The following is a 15394-nucleotide window of genomic DNA, read 5'->3' on the forward strand; positions in this document are numbered from 1 at the left end:
CCGCTCCTAAACGTTCGCCAGCGTGTACGTGCTTGCGCTGAGAAGCGCGTTGAATGCTCGGCTCGTACTGTCGGCGTCGTCATCGTGCGTCGCTTCAGGAAAGCCTTCGAGCGACGAAAACCATGCTGCATTCCATGGCGCGCGAAGCACCAGCACGTTGCCCGCTTCCGCCTGGGCAGAGAACGGGCTGAACCGAGTAACCTTGTCACCGGATTCGGGGGTGGCCCGCACTGTGAAGCCTGCCAGCAGCTTCGTCAGGTTGGTGACCTGCGATTTGCCGGCCTGCCCTGGGTCCTGCGGCAGCGATATCTGCACGTCCTTGCCGTCGGCTTCCGCCGTGTTCCTGATCAACCGCTCGACGCCTGACGGTGACAGGAAGTCGTTGCAGTGGTGCGCAACGATGTAGCGCCCGTCTGACAGCTTGCCGATCTTGGTGCCTGCCGTGGCGTCCGGGTCGGTGCCCTCTGTCTTCGGCGTTGCCGCCATGTCCCAACCACGCATCCATTTGACGACGCCGGCCGGGATCGCATCGACGATCTCACACCAGCCCCGCTGGAACAGGAGCCCGGCAGCCGGCCGAATTTTCCAGTTACCGCCGAGGAGGCGTTCTCGCTCGACCGTCGGCAGAGCCATAAGGTTGGCGAGATAGCCGGGGTCGGCTGCCATCAGCGCCTTGTTGTCCGTCAGCTTCGCCGGGACGAAGGTCACAGACTTCGGCTCGATCGGCTTCGGGTTGCCGTTCTCGTCCGGCGCCGTGTACTCGGCGAGTTCCGACGGATGATCGGCCCAGATGATGGAATCACCGATGCGGACGAAGTAGCGAAGGACGCCAGCCCGTTCCGGTATCGGCAGACCAGTATCCTGGTTGATCCACCACGAAATGAACTCGGCGACCCAGCTGTCCGCATCCGGGTTGCAGGTTGCCCTGACATACGGTCTGACGCCGCACATCGATCGGTTACGAGACAGCAGGTACCAGAACTGCTTCGCACTGAAGTGCGTGAGCTCGTCGAAGCAGATCAGCGGGATCTGCGAGCCCTGCCAGTTCGATACCGTCTTGTCGTGCTCAAGGTGGGCGAAGCTGACGGACGCCCCAGATGGGAACGTCCACGACAGATCCGGCGCCACCTTCGGCTTTGCGTTCAGGCTGGGATAGAGTTTTTCGCTCTCGTCCCAGAGGCCACCCTCGTTTCGGACCTGCACCAGCGTGCGCCGGAAGAACACGGCGCCGAACTGCGGGTTAGCAACATGGCGCAGCGGCTCCATGAGGAGCGCCCACGTCTTGCCGCCCCCTGCCGACCCGCCATAGATGGCGATGTCCGCCGGCGAGCCAAGGAACTGTGTCTGCGGGCCAGCCTGTGGCCGGATGATTGTCTGGGCGCCCTGCCCTTGCTCAACCCCTGCCATTATCGGGCAACTGGAAGATCGTCACCGGAGAGACCGGCGTCGGAAGATCCTTGCCGTCCTTGCCCGTGATCTCGCGTCGGTTCGTATAGGCGCCGCCGACTTCTTCCGCCGCCTGCTTCAGCAACGATGATGCCAGCACCATGTTGCCCTGGGTCTCTGCCTTGTCTGCCATGCGCTGAAGAGCGCGGAGACGAACGGCGCGATGGCTGATCGCGATCGTGGCGGTGTCCTCAAGGAAGGTCTTGCGGGTCTCCTCGAAGAGCATCTTCCATTTCGCGGCGAGACGCGCGCCAGCCTTCTTGTTCGGGTCGTAAGCCTCGATCGCCTGAGGCGTCAGCGTGACCGCGTAATCCTTCTTGAGTGCAGCGGCGACGACCGACGGGCTATCGAAGCAAGCCAGCGACTGGACGACATAGGTCTGCTGCTCGTGTGTGAGTTTTCGCTCGGCCATAGCTTTATCAGGACACCATCAAGATCAGGCGGCGCGAGCCTGGCAGGTCCCGCATGCACAGCCTATTAGGTCTGCGGTCATCAACGGCGGCTTTGACAGCGCCTCGACCAATTCCTTTACGCCCGTCTCTATCGCACCATACCGAGCGGCTACCCCGATGAAGGCTTCCACATCATGGGAGCGCATCGTGTAGACCGGGAGCCCTGTGCTCTTGCGGAACTTCGGGGTGCCGAAGTCGTCGAGCTCCTGGGCGCAGTGTGAAAGCTCATGCTCGATCAGAGCGCAGGCTTGCGCATCACTGGCCGATACCCAGAAGTTGGCATCGATCGTGATGATGAAGTCGGGGACCGAACCGAACCAACCGAGGACCTGCGCCTCTGCCCTTGCTCTGGCCCACTTGCCCATCATGCCGGCAGGCTGTCCCATCTCGGCTTGACCGATGACGGTGCGGCCCTTCTTCGAGCTGCTCACTGTGGTCCACAGCATGCCGATCGATGCCGGGATGAGGTGAGCGTGATCCGGGTTGAACATATCGCTCTCCGGGTCGATGAAGGTATCGCGGGCCCAGGCTTCGAGTTCGGGCGCGGCCATGAAGGCGCATCCACTGAAATCTTCGAAAAGTCCCAACGGTGGTTGCGGTCGCATCAATTCACCACTTGCCATTTGCGTTACGCTGGTCCCATCTCACAATGAGTGAAACTGCCCGGGAGCTAGCATGAACGCTAAGGAGTTTGCCGCCCAGTTGCGGACGGAGATCGAGGCAATCAAGAACCAGGGCGTCCCTGCGATCGATGTCGAAAACTTGATCACCTATCTTTCAAATGTCGAAGACTCGCCATCTGCCGAGCCCTCGGCAGCAGAGATCGAACATTACAAAGCAGATCTGACTGCCCATATCGAAGCGACGAAACACAACTACAACACCCAGTTGGAGATGTTTAAGTCGGTCATTTTAGCGGGACAGAACGCCATCCGAACCATCGTCGGTATCAACGGCGGCGCTTCGGTGGCCATGCTTGCTTTCCTGGGGCATATGGCAGCAATCCGCTCCCCCTTCATCCCCGTGTATGCAGCTTGCTTGCTTCCTTTCGCCGCGGGAACCCTGCTCGGGGGACTCATCTCTGGCGGTACCTATCTATCGCAATGGCTTTATGCTGGCGGATCGAAAAAGGTTGAGACCGCAGGCTTCGCCGTCAACATTCTCGTGATCCTATTCGGGATCGGCTCATTCGCTTGCTTCGGCTTGGGCGCATGGTGGACGTACGAGGCGTTCCTTGACACTCCGCCGCAGGGCACGGCGCCGTTGGTGAAGACGGTCCCTGTGGGCTGATGTTCCAACCTCTATGCCCAAGGAAATCCAAATTGAGAATAGACTGGTCGAACATTGTCTTTATGATTGCCCTTGGGCTCTTTTCATTTGTGCTGGGAATAACTCATGGAGCAGCCGTATGGTCGGTTGGGGTTGAACAATCTGCCCCATTTGGCCGCGTTGAGTTTTGGCTGAACCGCTACCAAACGCTCATCGCCGGCGGCATCGCGCTTCTCACTCTCTACGGTGTGGTGCATCAGCTTCGACAATCGGAGAGGCAGCACAAAGAGAACATTTACCGCCAACTCGAACCCGAGCTCTACGGCCTTTACGATGCCTTTCGCGCAGCCAAGGGAGTTGAATTAGACGAGATTCAAGGCCTAGCAGAGGAGGATCACCTGATGATCCTAAATAATCTCACGGCGATGGATCCGGAGACGGTTGCTTACATCGAAGCCCACTGCATCAAATATGTCGCTGACGAAGCCCGCAGATTTATGCAGTCGCAATCGCAACTGAACGATTTTCTCGCTGACAAGTCCACAACGCTTAAACCTCGCGTTTTCCAGTACAGGAAGCTAAAACAGCGCGCGGAACGATTGGAGCGCCTGTCAAAGATCCGCATGAAAGAGATCGAACAATTGCGCTACAAGGACGGGCAAAAGCTCTTTTGACGCATGCTGTATTGCTTGCCGGGCTACCCTCCCGGCTGGCCGCTGGCGCTTGGTTGCATATCCAGCGCTGTGAAAGGTCGGGGCGCAGCGGCTTCCCCTCAGGTATTCGGAATTTTGGCAATATGCGTCAAAGGCGGGAGGCGGTGACGTCCTCCCTAAGGCCCGGCGAGTGTTCCCTCTAATCGAGGTCCGCGATCAGAACAGCCTGCAAATCACCAATGATTGCAGCGACATTAAGCGACTTTATCGATCAATTCAAGCGGAAGATCGACGTGGACGAGCCCCCCGAGCATTTCGACCACAGCTTTCACCGTGTTGCGGCCGGTGACATCGAGGACCGTGGCCAGCATGCCGCCGACCAGGCGGTGTTCGGGCGCGATCCGGACGGTGACGTCCTTCGGGAATTCTTCCTGAAGCTGCTTGCGGGTGCGCTTTTTGCGGGCGTCGCGCTCGCGCTGCAGAGAGGCGCCGGCGATAGCCTCCGCGTCCCGGATACTCTCGACGTCGAAATTGGAGATCCGGGTCGGATAGCCAGCCACACCGAGGATCGAGATGACGCCGTCGACGCGCGACAGCCGGTAGAAATCGGACGTCGGCAGGTACACGAACGAATAGCCGACGATCATAGCGAAGCGGCGCTCGATCAGCTCCTTGGTCCGGTGGTGTTTGATGTCCTTCCGGAACGACGGCATGTAGATTTCGATGTCGGCGTCACGAAGATTCCGCTCGATGATGAACTCGCCCTTGCGTTCCTCGGGTGCGCCGATCCGCGGCGTTGCGGGGCGCTGGGTTCCGGGACGGGTCTTGATCGCGTACCAGCTCATTGGGCATTCTCCATGTCGATCTTGTTCAAGGCGTAAGCGACGGTCGTGTGGTCCCGTGAGAAAACCCGGGCAATGGCGTGCAGCGACATCCGCCTCTGCTCGCGGAGCTCCCACATGATCCGGTGGCGGTGTCTGGTGATGGCGCGGCGCTGAGACAGTCCGAGCATGACCTTTGACGGGATCCGCAGTTCGAGGCTCCGAAGCCGGACATAGTCGGTTGGCGTCAGGTGACCGAGGGTGCGTAGCTGGTGAACGCGGAATGCGATGACGTGGTCGTTCGCGTCTGGACGGGGACGGAGCTTACGCAGCATCGGCCTGCACCTCCGGCGCGGACGGCTTAACGAGGGCGGGCGCCCACACCTGATTGATCGCCCAAAGATGCGTTGCGCCGAGGGGCCACCGCCGCTTCTTGCAGCCGTTGGCAAACTCGTCGTGAGATTGGCATTCGGCGACGAAGACGAAGCCCTGAGCGGCGAGCTCGCGCGCCCTCTCCTCCTGGGTGATCCGCAGGTCCTTGAGCCCGTAGCGCGACATGCGAGGGCCGCCGAGCGCAGCGTTTTCGCGGCCAGCCTTGATCATCTCCCAGGCGCGCATGCGCTCTTCGCGAAGGCTTCGGCATTCGAGGTTGGCCATCGCCGCCATTTCGGACGGGATCGGCAGGAAGGACCGGTTCGGCAAGTCGTATTCGCCACGCTTCAGGCGGACGAAAACTGTGCGTAGGCCATGGAGCGGCACGCCCTTGAGCGCGATCCGATATTCCTCGATCGGATCCTCGGACTGGATTGACCCCGGGATCATCAGCCCGGCGTCCATCAGCGAGGCGATACACTTGCCGACCTCGTCGACGCCGCACGGCGAAAGCTTTTCAGTGAGAGCGGAAATCCCCTGCTCCAAGGTCGACAGTCTGGTCGGCAAATTTGTCATCTGGCTCACCGTAGAGGTCTCGTTTCAGTTTCTGGTGGATGTCGTGTTGGCGCTGCATGTGAGGGCTCATCGGCCGAGGCGGAGCCTGGGCTTGAGCCCGTGGCTTGGCGACGTTGCGCATCCAGTTGCGCCATGTGGCCTCCCAATCGAGCTTTGCGGCGTCCTTGCCGCTCTTGCCGACCCAGAAATCGCGGAACTTGTCGGCCTCGAAACGGATCGTTGCTTCGGAGTGGCCCTGATCGATAGCCCACTGGCCCCATGCTGCCGGGAGAGCCCAGCCAGCCGGCAAACGCGTCCCGCGCTTGTTTTCCGAGCGAAGCGAGGATGGGGTGGGGTTAATTTCTTTAGGGGGTGTGGGGGACTTTTCTTTATCAGGGGTGGGGTTGTCCCGTTCGGTCACGTCCTGTCCCGCGACGTCACGTGACATCCCGTGACGTTGACGCTGCTTGCGCTCACGGTCGGACCTGCGCCGAGCCTCGATCGACGCCCCTGCCTCTTCCTTCGTTGCCGTCTCAACGGCCGCGAGCATGTCGGCAACCTCGGCCGCCTGCTCTGCAGTGAGGCCAAGTACCGCCATCCTCATGAGCACCGAAGTCGGGATCAAGCTGCCATCCCCTCTTCGCAAACCTGGACGATGACGACGCACTCAGCCGGAAGCTCGCTGTCCCAGCACATGGTGAGGCGCTCGCAGAGATTGTCGTTCTTGATGACGCCGTAGTGCTGAAGGCAGTCGAGGATTGCCTTGGACCGGTTGTCGAGGTCCTGGCGCATGCTCTGACGGCGCAGCGCTACATAGAGCGCGAACGGCTTGTCGATCGGCGCCGACGGCGCCTTGATGAAGTAGCCGGCGTCAGTCCGCCATTTCTTGTAGGTCGGCGACAGCCGGCGCTTCGCGCCCCAGCCGTCGTAAAGGTCCCAGCCTGACGGCGGGTATGGTAGGTGGAGTTTAATCACGCCTCACCTCCCTGCTCTTGCAGCCGAGACAGAGACCGATTGCACCGATCGCGCAGACGGGTGATGACCGCGAGCTTCTTAAGTTTCACGCCATTGTCGCCCCGGTTCATGCTGTTCCTGATACGGAAGATCTGCTCGTCGAGTTCTTTGATCTCTTCGCGGAGGAGGTCGACATCGCTCATTTTGGCTCCTGACGATTACGCCGGAGCTCGGCTGACTTCTGATCGATGCGAGCGAGCGTCATCAGCACCGGCTTCAGTTCATCCGGAGCGGTGTCGTAGGCCATGACGCGGGTCGCGCGGCCGCCGTTCAATCGCGGCAAGACTCCACGCGGAATCAGCAGCCAGTTCGCCGGGTCGGTATTCAGCCGGTTGCCGTCAACGCTCTTCAGGCACATTCCGTCCGGGATCGGTCCGTTGGCCTGTTCCCAGAGGTAGACATGCTTCAGGACATAGCGGCGCTCGTACCCGGTGTGCGGGTTCTGCTCGTCGATGCTGATCTCGACGTAACCGTCCTTGCTAACGCGCTCATGGCCGAGGAATTTGGTGTTGTGCGGTAGACCGCCGGCCTTGAACTGGGTTCGTCGCGCGTTCGGGTGACGGCCACCCTTTCCAGGTTCGCACGGCACGCCCTTGTTGACGGGCACCTGGCCCTTCACGAAGCAACCGGTGCGGCCTGTCTTCCAGCCCTTGCGCTTGCGAAGCGCGTGAAGGTTTACCGCGGAAACGTCATCGCGCTGGAAGGTCGACGAGAACTCGCGGTGATAGTCGCCGATTGGCAGAGTGCGGTTTGCCTCAAGCCATTCCATCTCGGCGGCGCTGTATCTGATCCACTTGCCCTTCATTTCTCGGTACCGTCCGTGATGGCTTTGCCGTCGAGGGTTTCGGGCTGGCGGAAGATCGTCGGGAGCATGGGCTTGAAGCGGTCGCCGTGGTTCGCAACCAAGGTCGCGGCTTTGAGAGACAGGTCGGAGTTGCGGATAAGCTGCTCGCTGACTGCAACGATTGCGTCGGTGCGCTTCACCTCGTTTTCGATCTGCTCGGCGGTCATGCTTTCGTCGCTCAAACGCTCGAGCTGGGAAAACAGGTGGTTGTTGAGGTCGATAAGACGGTTTTTCATGCTGCGTTCCTCGCTTCGTCGCGTAGCTTCATCGTTTCTTCGGTGACAGAGAGGTGTTGCCCCCTGCGCTTGAACCAGCCGTCTTCGATGCCGTGGATTGCAACCCACACGCCTGCCTCGGCCTGGTACTTGATGTTGGGCGCTATCCCGCCGCTTGTGCGACCAGGCCAGATGCCGTCCCCGAGGAGCGAGGCCCTGCTTCTGTCTTCCGGCTCGACACAACCGAATCCGTTGAGGATCGTCCGGGCGTTCTTGATTGATAAGGAACCCCACTCGACATGAAGCTGCGACGCTTTGAGGATTGCGCCGTGATCAGTGAACTGCGAGGTAGCGAGCAGATCTTGCCAGTGTTTGTTGGTGCACAGATCAACGGCGTGCCACCACGCGCCGATCGTCATGTAATGCTGGTTGGCGAACTCCTGCCGCCACTCCGGACGAATGCCCGCTTTCTCTTCGATCTCGTCAAGGAACCCTGCAACGTCAGCGCTCTCCCTGAGACGGGGGTGCCTCAGCAGGACGTGGCTCTGTCCGCCCTGGTCCTTCACTACTGAAACCGGAAACCGGAATAGCCGTGACGGAAGACTGGTAGACCGGTTGTTCGTGATGCCGCCATTGAGGTCCAGAATGAAGTCGTTCGGCACCAGCCCAGAGTTCAGCACCGCTTGGCGCACGACGTCGACGACCGGCGGCGGTGCTGGCGGCATCATCAGATCGAACATGGAAAGCTGCTGCATCAGTCCGCCTCGTCCTTCAGTTCTGGTGCTAGGTACTCGGCCCAATCGAGCCTACGGCCGGCGATCCGCTGCCACCGACGAGCGAGCCGGAGCCGCATTGACGCGGGCAAGCTTCGCATCCAGCGCAGCCAGACGGGCACGCAGTTCTCTTTGTTCACGCTTGCTCTCCTCGATTGCTGCTGCCCGCAGCGCATCCATTTCTTCGGCGTCGATCCGCCGTGCGGTGCCCTCCCAGATCGAGCGTGCCCTTCGCTGGGTGAACTCTTTCTGGACAAAGCGATTGATGAACTTGCTGGCTTCGAAAAAGACGTTGTCCAGCTTGCCGTAACGGCCGAGGGGGAAAGCCCCTCTCAGTAAGTCTCGTGCCTCTAAAACGTCCGCGCTCATGTCGCCGCCTTCATTGAGAATTTTTTCCTTGGGGCGAGACCCCAAGCCCTTGTTGTCGGTTCCCAACACCTTGTCGTTCTCCTGTGAGATCACTGGTCCCGTTGATGGAGAACCGAGATGCACACAGGCATTTCATCCGATGGAGAGGACGGCGCCGCGCCAACGGCAGCCGGTCCCTCCCAGGTCATTCAGTTCCGCAAGACCTCCGCCGCACTCGATGGTCTTGCTGCCGGCGGCGATCCCCTGTCGTCGCCGGCCATTCCTTTGGGATCTGCTGTTCAAGCCGTCGTCATGAGACTGGCGAACAAGCGGATCCGGTTGAGGGTTGAAGGTCCCAGTCGGGAGGAAGACCGGGACCTTCGTTGATCGCGAGAGGGAGGAGGAAAACCGCGATCAATCCGTGATGACCGAGCGGCGGTGATCGGAGAGGATCGCCGTCGCTATTTCGTCGTCGGTCATGGCGTGGAAATTCTTCTGTGCCGTCTCCCGGCGGAACTGCGCTTCAGCGAACCAGGCGACGCCAGCAAGCATCGGAAAGGCAAAGGCCAATGTCGCGGCGAACAGGAATTGAACGGCGATCATGCGTCTCTCCTTCTGGTGAAATTCACGCGGGGTGGCCGGCGCTCGACGTCGAGCATCACGGCTCGGTCGAACTGCTCTTCTGGAAGCGGGACGCCTGTCGCGATCTCGACCGCGTAGACCTCTGCCCTGCTCGTCTCGATGTCGTGCTGATGCTCGACGGCGTGGAGGTTCATGCGAGCTCCTCCTCGATCTGGAAGGCGCGCATGATTTCGGAGGCCCGATGAGGCACTTCCTTAGCCAGCCGTGCAGCGATCTGCCGTTCCTGGGATCGGGTGAACTGGCGCGCCTCGCGCTGCCATGCGATCACGTCGAGGAGCACGTCGTTGCCGAGGTAGGAAACGACCGGGTACTCGATGCCGAGCGATCGGCTGATGTTGTATCGGGACCATCCATCGACGATGACGTCGCCCATCCGGACAATCGGCTCCCGAACGCCGTTGTTGGCTATGCTGTCGCTCAGCTGCTGATAGTGAGCGTGCGACAGTTCCGGGAAGCAGGCTGCATATGGCAGAGACTTCATCGGCCTGGGCGGGGACGCCTCATAGCGGATGCCGTCGTCTGCAAGATCGGTTGCCCATTCAGCCACCGGGCCAGTGGGTTCAAGGTTGACGGGGCCTCCTTCGAGACCTGCGCGCTTCGCGCTGCTGTCTACATTTTCGCCTCCTTCGTTGGCGCCGACGCCAGTTGCCGCCGCTTCAATGCGGTCGGTCTCGCACTGGTCGCTGTGGTCTTCGGCTTCACCTTGAGAGGCCGAAGCGATTTCGGAATTGGGTACAGCGCTTTCCTCGGCCCCGCGCGCTGCCAGCGAGGTTCCAGCGACAGGAGCCGTGCCGTCCGAAGCTTGATCGTCGAGGATTTCGCCGGTCGTTGGATCGATGCGCTCTTCGCGCTCAATCATGATGTCGACTGCGGTCAGCAGCGCCGCCCTGCCCGCTTGCGTCTGCATAGCGGTCGCGACCGTGGCCACGAGCTTGGGGCTCGTCTCGGGCTCCTCGAACATGTCCATCTGGATCATGCCGAGGGCATGGAGATAGCTGTCGAGGATTGCCTCCTGCTCGGCGCGCTCGTCGGCATCCTGCTTGCGGATGGCAATGACTTTGCGCAGGATCTTGGCATCGAAGCCGGTGGACTTGGCTTCGCCGTAGACGTCCTTGATGTCGTCGGCGATAGTCTGCTTTTCGGCTTCAAGCCGCTCGATGCGCTCGATAAAACTGCGGAGTTGGTCGCGGGCTACGCCGTGTGCGTCAGACATGGTCGGTCCTCAGAATGGAATGCCGTCATCACCGAACGTGTCGGCGGGATCGGGCTTGGTGATCTTGATGCGCTGCATGACCGGCGCGTCGGTGCGGTAGGCATCGACAGCGGCCAGGACGACGAACGGAATGTCGGGGTGAAGGCTGGCGAGGCGCTTCGCCTCTTTCCGTGCCGAGGATTTGGATGGGTGCTGATAGGTCGATCCGCGCTGGCCGAGCCCGTAGACCATCCAAAACTTGACGGCTTTTGGCTGGGACAGGACCGCAGCCGCGACCTCGTCGCCCATCTCCTGGATGGGAGCGCCGGTCATCATCGTTGCGTCTCTGGCGACGGAAGCGCAGCGCTGCCTCTCCTCATGGAGGGCCTTCGCCATGGCCGGTGCGATATCGTGCTCGACGAGCTGCGACATCGAGGTCTTGAGGCCACGCTGCTGCTGTTCATTCTGAAGACCGAAAGAGTGGTCCATCGTCGTGCACATGCGACCGATCAGAGCCTCGGCAGTTGCCTTGGCGATATCTCGGATGTCGTCGGGGATGGTCTGACCTTCGGCGCTCATTGGGCGCCCTCCCTCACCGGGAAGAAGTCTTTTTCCTTGAGCGGGATCCGCTTCGACTTGGCGTATGCCAGGATCGCGGGCGCGTCGGTCTGGGGGATCAGTCCGCCGGTGCCACCCTTCTCTTTCGGGTACATCCAGCGGTACACCCGGGAGACGTGCTTACCGGTGACCTCGGCCACCTTTTCGATGCCAATCTTTCCGATGATGGATTTTGCGGGGTCGAGATGTTTTTCGCTCATGTCGCGAAATTTGCGATTGTCGCGACAAATTGTCAATGGGGTCGCGACAATTATTTTGCGATATTCGCGATGGAGTTTTTCGCGGAATCCGCGAGGATCGCCGCATGAGTGACCCACAATATGAACTGAAACAATGGCTTGCGGAGAAAGTCGCGGCTCGCGGCGTAGCGTCAAAGCTCGCCGAAGCTACCGGCATGTCCAACGATAAGATCACGCGATCGAAGGAACTGCATAGCGACGACCCGAAGAAGCGCCGCCAGATCTCCCTGCAGGAGATCGAGGCAATGGCGAAGTTCTTCGGCGAGCTACCGCCTGGCTTCGAGCAGATGACGAACTGGCTTCAAGGCTCCTCGCCCATGGCGCCAGCTGCGCGGCCTATGCCGAAGCCGAACGCGAGCTTCCCGCCGCGCTGGCAGTCGTTCCCCGGCGATACCTCGATACCGCTGCGAGGCCATATCTCGGCCGGCAAGAATGGTCGCTTCATCATGAACGGACAGGACATCGCCCAGGTGTTTTGTCCGCCCGGACTGGAAGGCGTCGAAGGCGCCTATGCGGTGCAGGTGGATGGCCGCTCCGGCGAGCCCCGCTTCTTCCACGGTGAAACGGCCTGGGTGAACCCGCATCTCAAGGTGCGGCAAGGCGACGATGTGGTTGTGCAGGTGGTCGAAGACGACGAGGTTTACAGCTACCTCAAGCGCTACGAGTCACGCTCTGCCGACCTCGTGCGCCTTTACCAGTACAACCCCGGCGAAGGCGAGCAGCACGAACTCGAGTTCCCCGCGGACAAAGTCTTCAGCGTCCACAAAGTCGTGTTTCATGCGATGCTCTGAAGCACCTCATCACACCGCCAAGTCGGGCGAATGGTCAGGTTTCGGAACGCCGGCGGCTTCTTCGGGCATTCACTGCAGCGGATCTTCCGGCAGAGCTGCATGTAGTTGTGAACGCCAAGCTCCGCGACCTTCGTCAGGTTATCGAGACGAAGGATGCGCGAGTGCCCGCAATCATCGCAGGCAACGTATACGCTCGCTAGTTCAACGACGAGCCGCAAGGCGTCGGGGTGATCCACGGGAGCGTTACGCATCATTTTTCTCTCCTGCAATGTTCCGTTTTTGTTCTCATCAAAACAGCAGGAATGCAGCCGAGAGTCGAGTCGATTTTCAGAAATAATTCGCTTGCCACAACAGGTAGCAAATCAACCTGTCGGCGGCGCTAGATGTGAGGTGAAAATGAAAGCTCGCTATGCCCTCGCCTTGCTGGCAATTGTCGCCGGCTGCCAGTCTGACGCGTCGGTGAGAAGTAAGCCACCGATGGAGAGCTACAAGTCGTCGAAGTCGGCAGACGCCGCGGTGACGTGCTTGATCCCTTCCCTCGCCGAGCACTACAAGGCTATCTCTCAGCAGCGCTTCGTTGCCCAGACGATCGCACCAGGCAGCGAATATGACGTCGTTCCGACCGACGGCTTCGTCAACGGTCACTACATCTACACCGTCAACGTCAAGGCGGCTGGTGCCGGGTCGACGATCTCGATCTACAAGGGGCAGGCCATGCTGCCCAGTATCACCGACTCAATCAGGGCCGGAGTGAAGGCCTGCGCCTAACCAGACCGCCAAAGACCGCTTGAAGAACCCGCCCTCGTCAGGCGGGTTTTTTGTTGCGCACAATTTCGCCATTTCGCGATTTTGCGTCTGTCGCAAAATTCCCTGTTGACTTATTTTGCGATTGTCGCGAATATCTCCTCATCAGCAAGGCGCTGACGAAGAGGACGAAGCAAATGGCGATGGTCACCCTATACAGCATCCAAGACGAGGTTGGCCGGTTCCTGACGATCGACGGCTTCTTCTCTTACGACGACGTCGAGTTCCGGGACGAAGACGAGGCCATCGAAGAGTTGGCCACGAACCCCGAATGCCGTGGCTGCACGGTCGAGACGTACCAGCGCGTCGCCACCCATTCCGATTTCACCGTTGCAACCTCGAACCACGAGAGGGCCGCCGCATGACCTTCGACGCCAACATTCTGAAGCGTCTCGCCTACTTCCTCGCCAACACCGACATGTCGGAACTCGTCGAGGCTGGCATCATCAACGAAGGCGACAATGACCGCTGGAAGCGTTTCAACAACGACTTCGACGTGTTCGTCATCAAGCTGCCCGATGATCGTCGCGAGAAGCTTGCCGACCTGATCAACGATCGCCTCGGCTTCCGCTCCACCCAGCAACTCGCTGCCCGCGAGTTCGCGCCGTCGGTCGGATCCTCCCTGTCATGACCCGCCCTATCCAATACGCGTGCGACCCGGCAGCCCGCTACTGCGAGTGCGGACATTGCGCTCTGCCGCCGGCCCGCAACATCGACCTGGACGATCTCGTGACGCTGAACCGTCCGACCTTCGCCCTCTCCACCCTCCTGATCCTGCTGGCTGGCCTCATCGCGTTCTACGCGATCGGCGCTTGGCAGACGGAACGGGTCCACACCGACATCATCAAAGCAAGGACCGTCTGAGATGAACGCCATCGCAAAGCAGGAAATCGCAGTTCAGCAGGACGCACGCCTCGTCCCCGCCAACGACGCGCCTATGGTCGCCATGATCGAGCGTATCGCCATGGACCCGTCCATTCCGATCGAGCGGCTTGAACAGATGCTCGCCATGAAGGAACGGATGGAAGACCGGGCCCGCGACCAACTGCGCGAGGACCGCGAGTATGAGGCGAAGACCGCCTATTTCTCGGCGATGTCCGCATGCCAGAAAGAGCTTCCGGTCGTCACCAAGAACCGCCGCAACACCCACACCAAGTCGAACTATGCCGACCTGGCCGCGATCGAAGAACAGGCCATGCCGATCATCTACGACCACGGTTTCGGCGTCTCGTTCCAGCCCGACGGCTACAACGATATCGGCGAACTGCTGATCAAGTGGGAGATTTCGCACTCCGGCGGCTACGTCCGCAACGGTATCGGCGCGATCCCGGTCGACGGCGCCGGCGCAAAGGGTGGCGTGAATAAGACCGGCACGCAGGCTTTCGGCAGCACCACCACCTATGGCCGACGCTATCTGCTCTGCATGCTGTTCAACATCAGCACTGGCGACGACCGGGACGGCAACTCGCCTCCGGCAGACGAAACCGTTGGCGATGGCGAGCCGATCACCGAGGCGCAGGCATCGGTCATCCGCGAGTTGATAGGCAAGGCTGAACTGGAAATCGACCGGTTCTGCATGCACTGGAAGATCGAAGCCATCCCCGACATTCCCGGCGCGAAATTCAACGACGTCGTTCGCTCGCTGCGCGCCCGCATCAAGTCCATCGAGGAGAAGGCCAATGCTTGATGAAATCGTCCAAGGCACCGCCGAGTGGCACAAGCTCCGGCTGGGCAAGGTCACCGCTTCGCGAGTAGCCGATGTCATCGCCAGAACGCAGAAAGGCTATGGCGCCTCGCGCGCCAACTATGCCGCCCAGCTGATCACCGAACGCCTCACCGGTCTGCCGACTGAAGGCTTCACGAACGCCGCGATGCAGTGGGGCACCGAGATGGAGCCCGAGGCGAGATCCGCTTACGAGTTCTTCCGCGCGGAAGATGTCGTCCAGGTTCCGTTCGTTGGTCACCCGACGATCGGCGAAGCTGGCGCGTCCCCTGACGGTCTCGTCGGTCCAGACGGCCTCGTTGAGATCAAATGCCCGAACACGGCAACCCACATCGAAACCCTCCTCAACAAGGAGGTGGCATCGAAGTACATCACGCAGATGCAATGGCAGATGGCCTGCACTGGTCGGGGATGGTGCGACTTCGTTTCCTATGACCCGCGCCTGCCCGAATCCATGCGGTTCTTCTGCCAGCGCGTCCACCGCGACGATGCGATGATCGCCGGGCTGGAAGTGGAGGTTGTCGCCTTCCTCAACGAAGTCCGCGGCAAGGTGGTCGAACTTCGCCGGCTCTATGAGCAGCCGGAGCCCGACGCCGCCGGCGGACTGCTGATGGCTGGTTGAT

The 15394-nt window shown here is 60.7% G+C and carries 27 protein-coding genes and 1 pseudogene; 9 read left to right on the top strand and 19 right to left on the bottom strand.

Annotated features, from left to right (window positions below; all coding sequences use genetic code 11):
* Positions 1-6 precede the first annotated feature (6 nt).
* From terL to XB14_RS11495, 3 genes are read right to left on the bottom strand one after another with little or no spacing between them, the layout of a single operon-like run.
* Positions 7-1407 carry a phage terminase large subunit gene (gene terL, locus XB14_RS11485; protein WP_077961653.1) on the bottom strand — a complete coding sequence of 467 codons (1401 nt, stop codon included), beginning with the start codon at positions 1405-1407 and terminating at the stop codon, positions 7-9.
* Complete coding sequence (locus XB14_RS11490) at positions 1394-1858, bottom strand: DUF2280 domain-containing protein (protein WP_077961654.1); 465 nt, start codon at positions 1856-1858, stop codon at positions 1394-1396. Before XB14_RS11490 ends, terL begins: the two co-directional genes overlap by 14 nt.
* A gap of 24 nt (positions 1859-1882) precedes the next feature.
* Complete coding sequence (locus tag XB14_RS11495) at positions 1883-2449, bottom strand: putative metallopeptidase (RefSeq protein WP_234804021.1); 567 nt, start codon at positions 2447-2449, stop codon at positions 1883-1885.
* Between the two features lie 124 nt (positions 2450-2573).
* Between XB14_RS11495 and XB14_RS11500 the strand changes: the two genes are divergently transcribed.
* A complete protein-coding gene (locus XB14_RS11500; protein WP_077961655.1) occupies positions 2574-3188 on the top strand; it encodes a hypothetical protein in 615 nt (204 codons plus the stop codon).
* A gap of 32 nt (positions 3189-3220) precedes the next feature.
* The gene (locus XB14_RS11505; RefSeq protein ID WP_077961656.1) at positions 3221-3841 is read left to right on the top strand and encodes a hypothetical protein; all 621 of its coding nucleotides are present in this window, start codon (positions 3221-3223) and stop codon (positions 3839-3841) included.
* 233 nt (positions 3842-4074) lie between these two features.
* On the opposite strand, the gene nusG is transcribed toward XB14_RS11505, so the two are convergent.
* From nusG to XB14_RS11580, 15 genes and pseudogenes are all read right to left on the bottom strand, one after another.
* On the bottom strand, positions 4075-4665 hold the full coding sequence (nusG, locus tag XB14_RS11510; protein WP_077961657.1) for a transcription termination/antitermination protein NusG: 591 nt from the start codon (positions 4663-4665) through the stop codon (positions 4075-4077).
* Complete coding sequence (locus XB14_RS11515) at positions 4662-4976, bottom strand: helix-turn-helix domain-containing protein (protein WP_077961658.1); 315 nt, start codon at positions 4974-4976, stop codon at positions 4662-4664. The genes nusG and XB14_RS11515 overlap by 4 nt, the downstream gene beginning before the upstream one ends.
* A complete protein-coding gene (locus tag XB14_RS11520; RefSeq protein ID WP_143348329.1) occupies positions 4966-5589 on the bottom strand; it encodes a hypothetical protein in 624 nt (207 codons plus the stop codon). The genes XB14_RS11515 and XB14_RS11520 overlap by 11 nt, the downstream gene beginning before the upstream one ends.
* Positions 5531-6193 carry a hypothetical protein gene (locus XB14_RS11525; protein ID WP_143348330.1) on the bottom strand — a complete coding sequence of 221 codons (663 nt, stop codon included), beginning with the start codon at positions 6191-6193 and terminating at the stop codon, positions 5531-5533. The genes XB14_RS11520 and XB14_RS11525 overlap by 59 nt, the downstream gene beginning before the upstream one ends.
* Complete coding sequence (locus XB14_RS11530) at positions 6190-6543, bottom strand: RusA family crossover junction endodeoxyribonuclease (RefSeq protein WP_077961661.1); 354 nt, start codon at positions 6541-6543, stop codon at positions 6190-6192. Before XB14_RS11530 ends, XB14_RS11525 begins: the two co-directional genes overlap by 4 nt.
* Positions 6540-6725, bottom strand: coding sequence for a hypothetical protein (locus XB14_RS11535; protein WP_077961662.1), 186 nt, complete (start codon positions 6723-6725; stop codon positions 6540-6542). Before XB14_RS11535 ends, XB14_RS11530 begins: the two co-directional genes overlap by 4 nt.
* Positions 6722-7387, bottom strand: coding sequence for an HNH endonuclease signature motif containing protein (locus tag XB14_RS11540; protein WP_077961663.1), 666 nt, complete (start codon positions 7385-7387; stop codon positions 6722-6724). The genes XB14_RS11535 and XB14_RS11540 overlap by 4 nt, the downstream gene beginning before the upstream one ends.
* The gene (locus tag XB14_RS11545; RefSeq protein ID WP_077961664.1) at positions 7384-7662 is read right to left on the bottom strand and encodes a hypothetical protein; all 279 of its coding nucleotides are present in this window, start codon (positions 7660-7662) and stop codon (positions 7384-7386) included. The genes XB14_RS11540 and XB14_RS11545 overlap by 4 nt, the downstream gene beginning before the upstream one ends.
* Positions 7659-8396, bottom strand: a complete 738-nt coding sequence (locus tag XB14_RS11550; protein WP_077961665.1) for a hypothetical protein — start codon at positions 8394-8396, stop codon at positions 7659-7661. Before XB14_RS11550 ends, XB14_RS11545 begins: the two co-directional genes overlap by 4 nt.
* 51 nt (positions 8397-8447) lie before the next feature.
* A complete protein-coding gene (locus XB14_RS11555; RefSeq protein ID WP_192493450.1) occupies positions 8448-8852 on the bottom strand; it encodes a hypothetical protein in 405 nt (134 codons plus the stop codon).
* Positions 8853-9176: 324 nt separating this feature from the next.
* A complete protein-coding gene (locus tag XB14_RS11565; protein WP_077961667.1) occupies positions 9177-9365 on the bottom strand; it encodes a hypothetical protein in 189 nt (62 codons plus the stop codon).
* Positions 9362-9538 carry a hypothetical protein gene (locus XB14_RS33190; RefSeq protein WP_179119572.1) on the bottom strand — a complete coding sequence of 59 codons (177 nt, stop codon included), beginning with the start codon at positions 9536-9538 and terminating at the stop codon, positions 9362-9364. The genes XB14_RS11565 and XB14_RS33190 overlap by 4 nt, the downstream gene beginning before the upstream one ends.
* An 836-nt stretch (positions 9539-10374) precedes the next feature.
* A pseudogene (locus XB14_RS11570) lies at positions 10375-10617 on the bottom strand (DUF2312 domain-containing protein); the annotation flags it as partial.
* A 9-nt stretch (positions 10618-10626) separates the two neighbouring features.
* Positions 10627-11175: a hypothetical protein gene (locus XB14_RS11575; RefSeq protein WP_077961668.1), complete on the bottom strand. Its 549-nt coding sequence runs from the start codon at positions 11173-11175 to the stop codon at positions 10627-10629.
* Complete coding sequence (locus tag XB14_RS11580; protein WP_077961669.1) at positions 11172-11414, bottom strand: hypothetical protein; 243 nt, start codon at positions 11412-11414, stop codon at positions 11172-11174. Before XB14_RS11580 ends, XB14_RS11575 begins: the two co-directional genes overlap by 4 nt.
* A 35-nt stretch (positions 11415-11449) precedes the next feature.
* Here XB14_RS11580 and XB14_RS11585 point away from each other — a divergent pair, with 35 nt between their 5' ends.
* Positions 11450-12244, top strand: coding sequence for a S24 family peptidase (locus XB14_RS11585; RefSeq protein ID WP_234804022.1), 795 nt, complete (start codon positions 11450-11452; stop codon positions 12242-12244).
* Here the strand turns inward: XB14_RS11585 and XB14_RS33195 are convergent.
* The gene (locus XB14_RS33195; RefSeq protein ID WP_179119573.1) at positions 12229-12498 is read right to left on the bottom strand and encodes a hypothetical protein; all 270 of its coding nucleotides are present in this window, start codon (positions 12496-12498) and stop codon (positions 12229-12231) included. The genes XB14_RS11585 and XB14_RS33195 overlap by 16 nt on opposite strands.
* 142 nt (positions 12499-12640) lie before the next feature.
* Here XB14_RS33195 and XB14_RS11595 point away from each other — a divergent pair, with 142 nt between their 5' ends.
* From XB14_RS11595 to XB14_RS11620, 6 genes are all read left to right on the top strand, one after another.
* Entirely contained in the window at positions 12641-13012 is a 372-nt protein-coding gene (locus tag XB14_RS11595) for a hypothetical protein (RefSeq protein WP_143348332.1), read from the top strand.
* A gap of 173 nt (positions 13013-13185) precedes the next feature.
* On the top strand, positions 13186-13413 hold the full coding sequence (locus XB14_RS11600) for a hypothetical protein (protein ID WP_077961672.1): 228 nt from the start codon (positions 13186-13188) through the stop codon (positions 13411-13413).
* Positions 13410-13679, top strand: a complete 270-nt coding sequence (locus tag XB14_RS11605; protein ID WP_077961673.1) for a hypothetical protein — start codon at positions 13410-13412, stop codon at positions 13677-13679. The genes XB14_RS11600 and XB14_RS11605 overlap by 4 nt, the downstream gene beginning before the upstream one ends.
* Complete coding sequence (locus XB14_RS11610; RefSeq protein ID WP_077961674.1) at positions 13676-13912, top strand: hypothetical protein; 237 nt, start codon at positions 13676-13678, stop codon at positions 13910-13912. Before XB14_RS11605 ends, XB14_RS11610 begins: the two co-directional genes overlap by 4 nt.
* Position 13913: 1 nt before the next feature.
* On the top strand, positions 13914-14735 hold the full coding sequence (locus XB14_RS11615; RefSeq protein ID WP_077961675.1) for an ERF family protein: 822 nt from the start codon (positions 13914-13916) through the stop codon (positions 14733-14735).
* Positions 14728-15393, top strand: a complete 666-nt coding sequence (locus XB14_RS11620) for a lambda exonuclease family protein (RefSeq protein ID WP_077961676.1) — start codon at positions 14728-14730, stop codon at positions 15391-15393. Before XB14_RS11615 ends, XB14_RS11620 begins: the two co-directional genes overlap by 8 nt.
* Position 15394: the final 1 nt, after the last annotated feature.

The organism is Ensifer adhaerens (assembly GCF_002007205.1).
Lineage (GTDB): Bacteria > Pseudomonadota > Alphaproteobacteria > Rhizobiales > Rhizobiaceae > Ensifer > Ensifer adhaerens_D.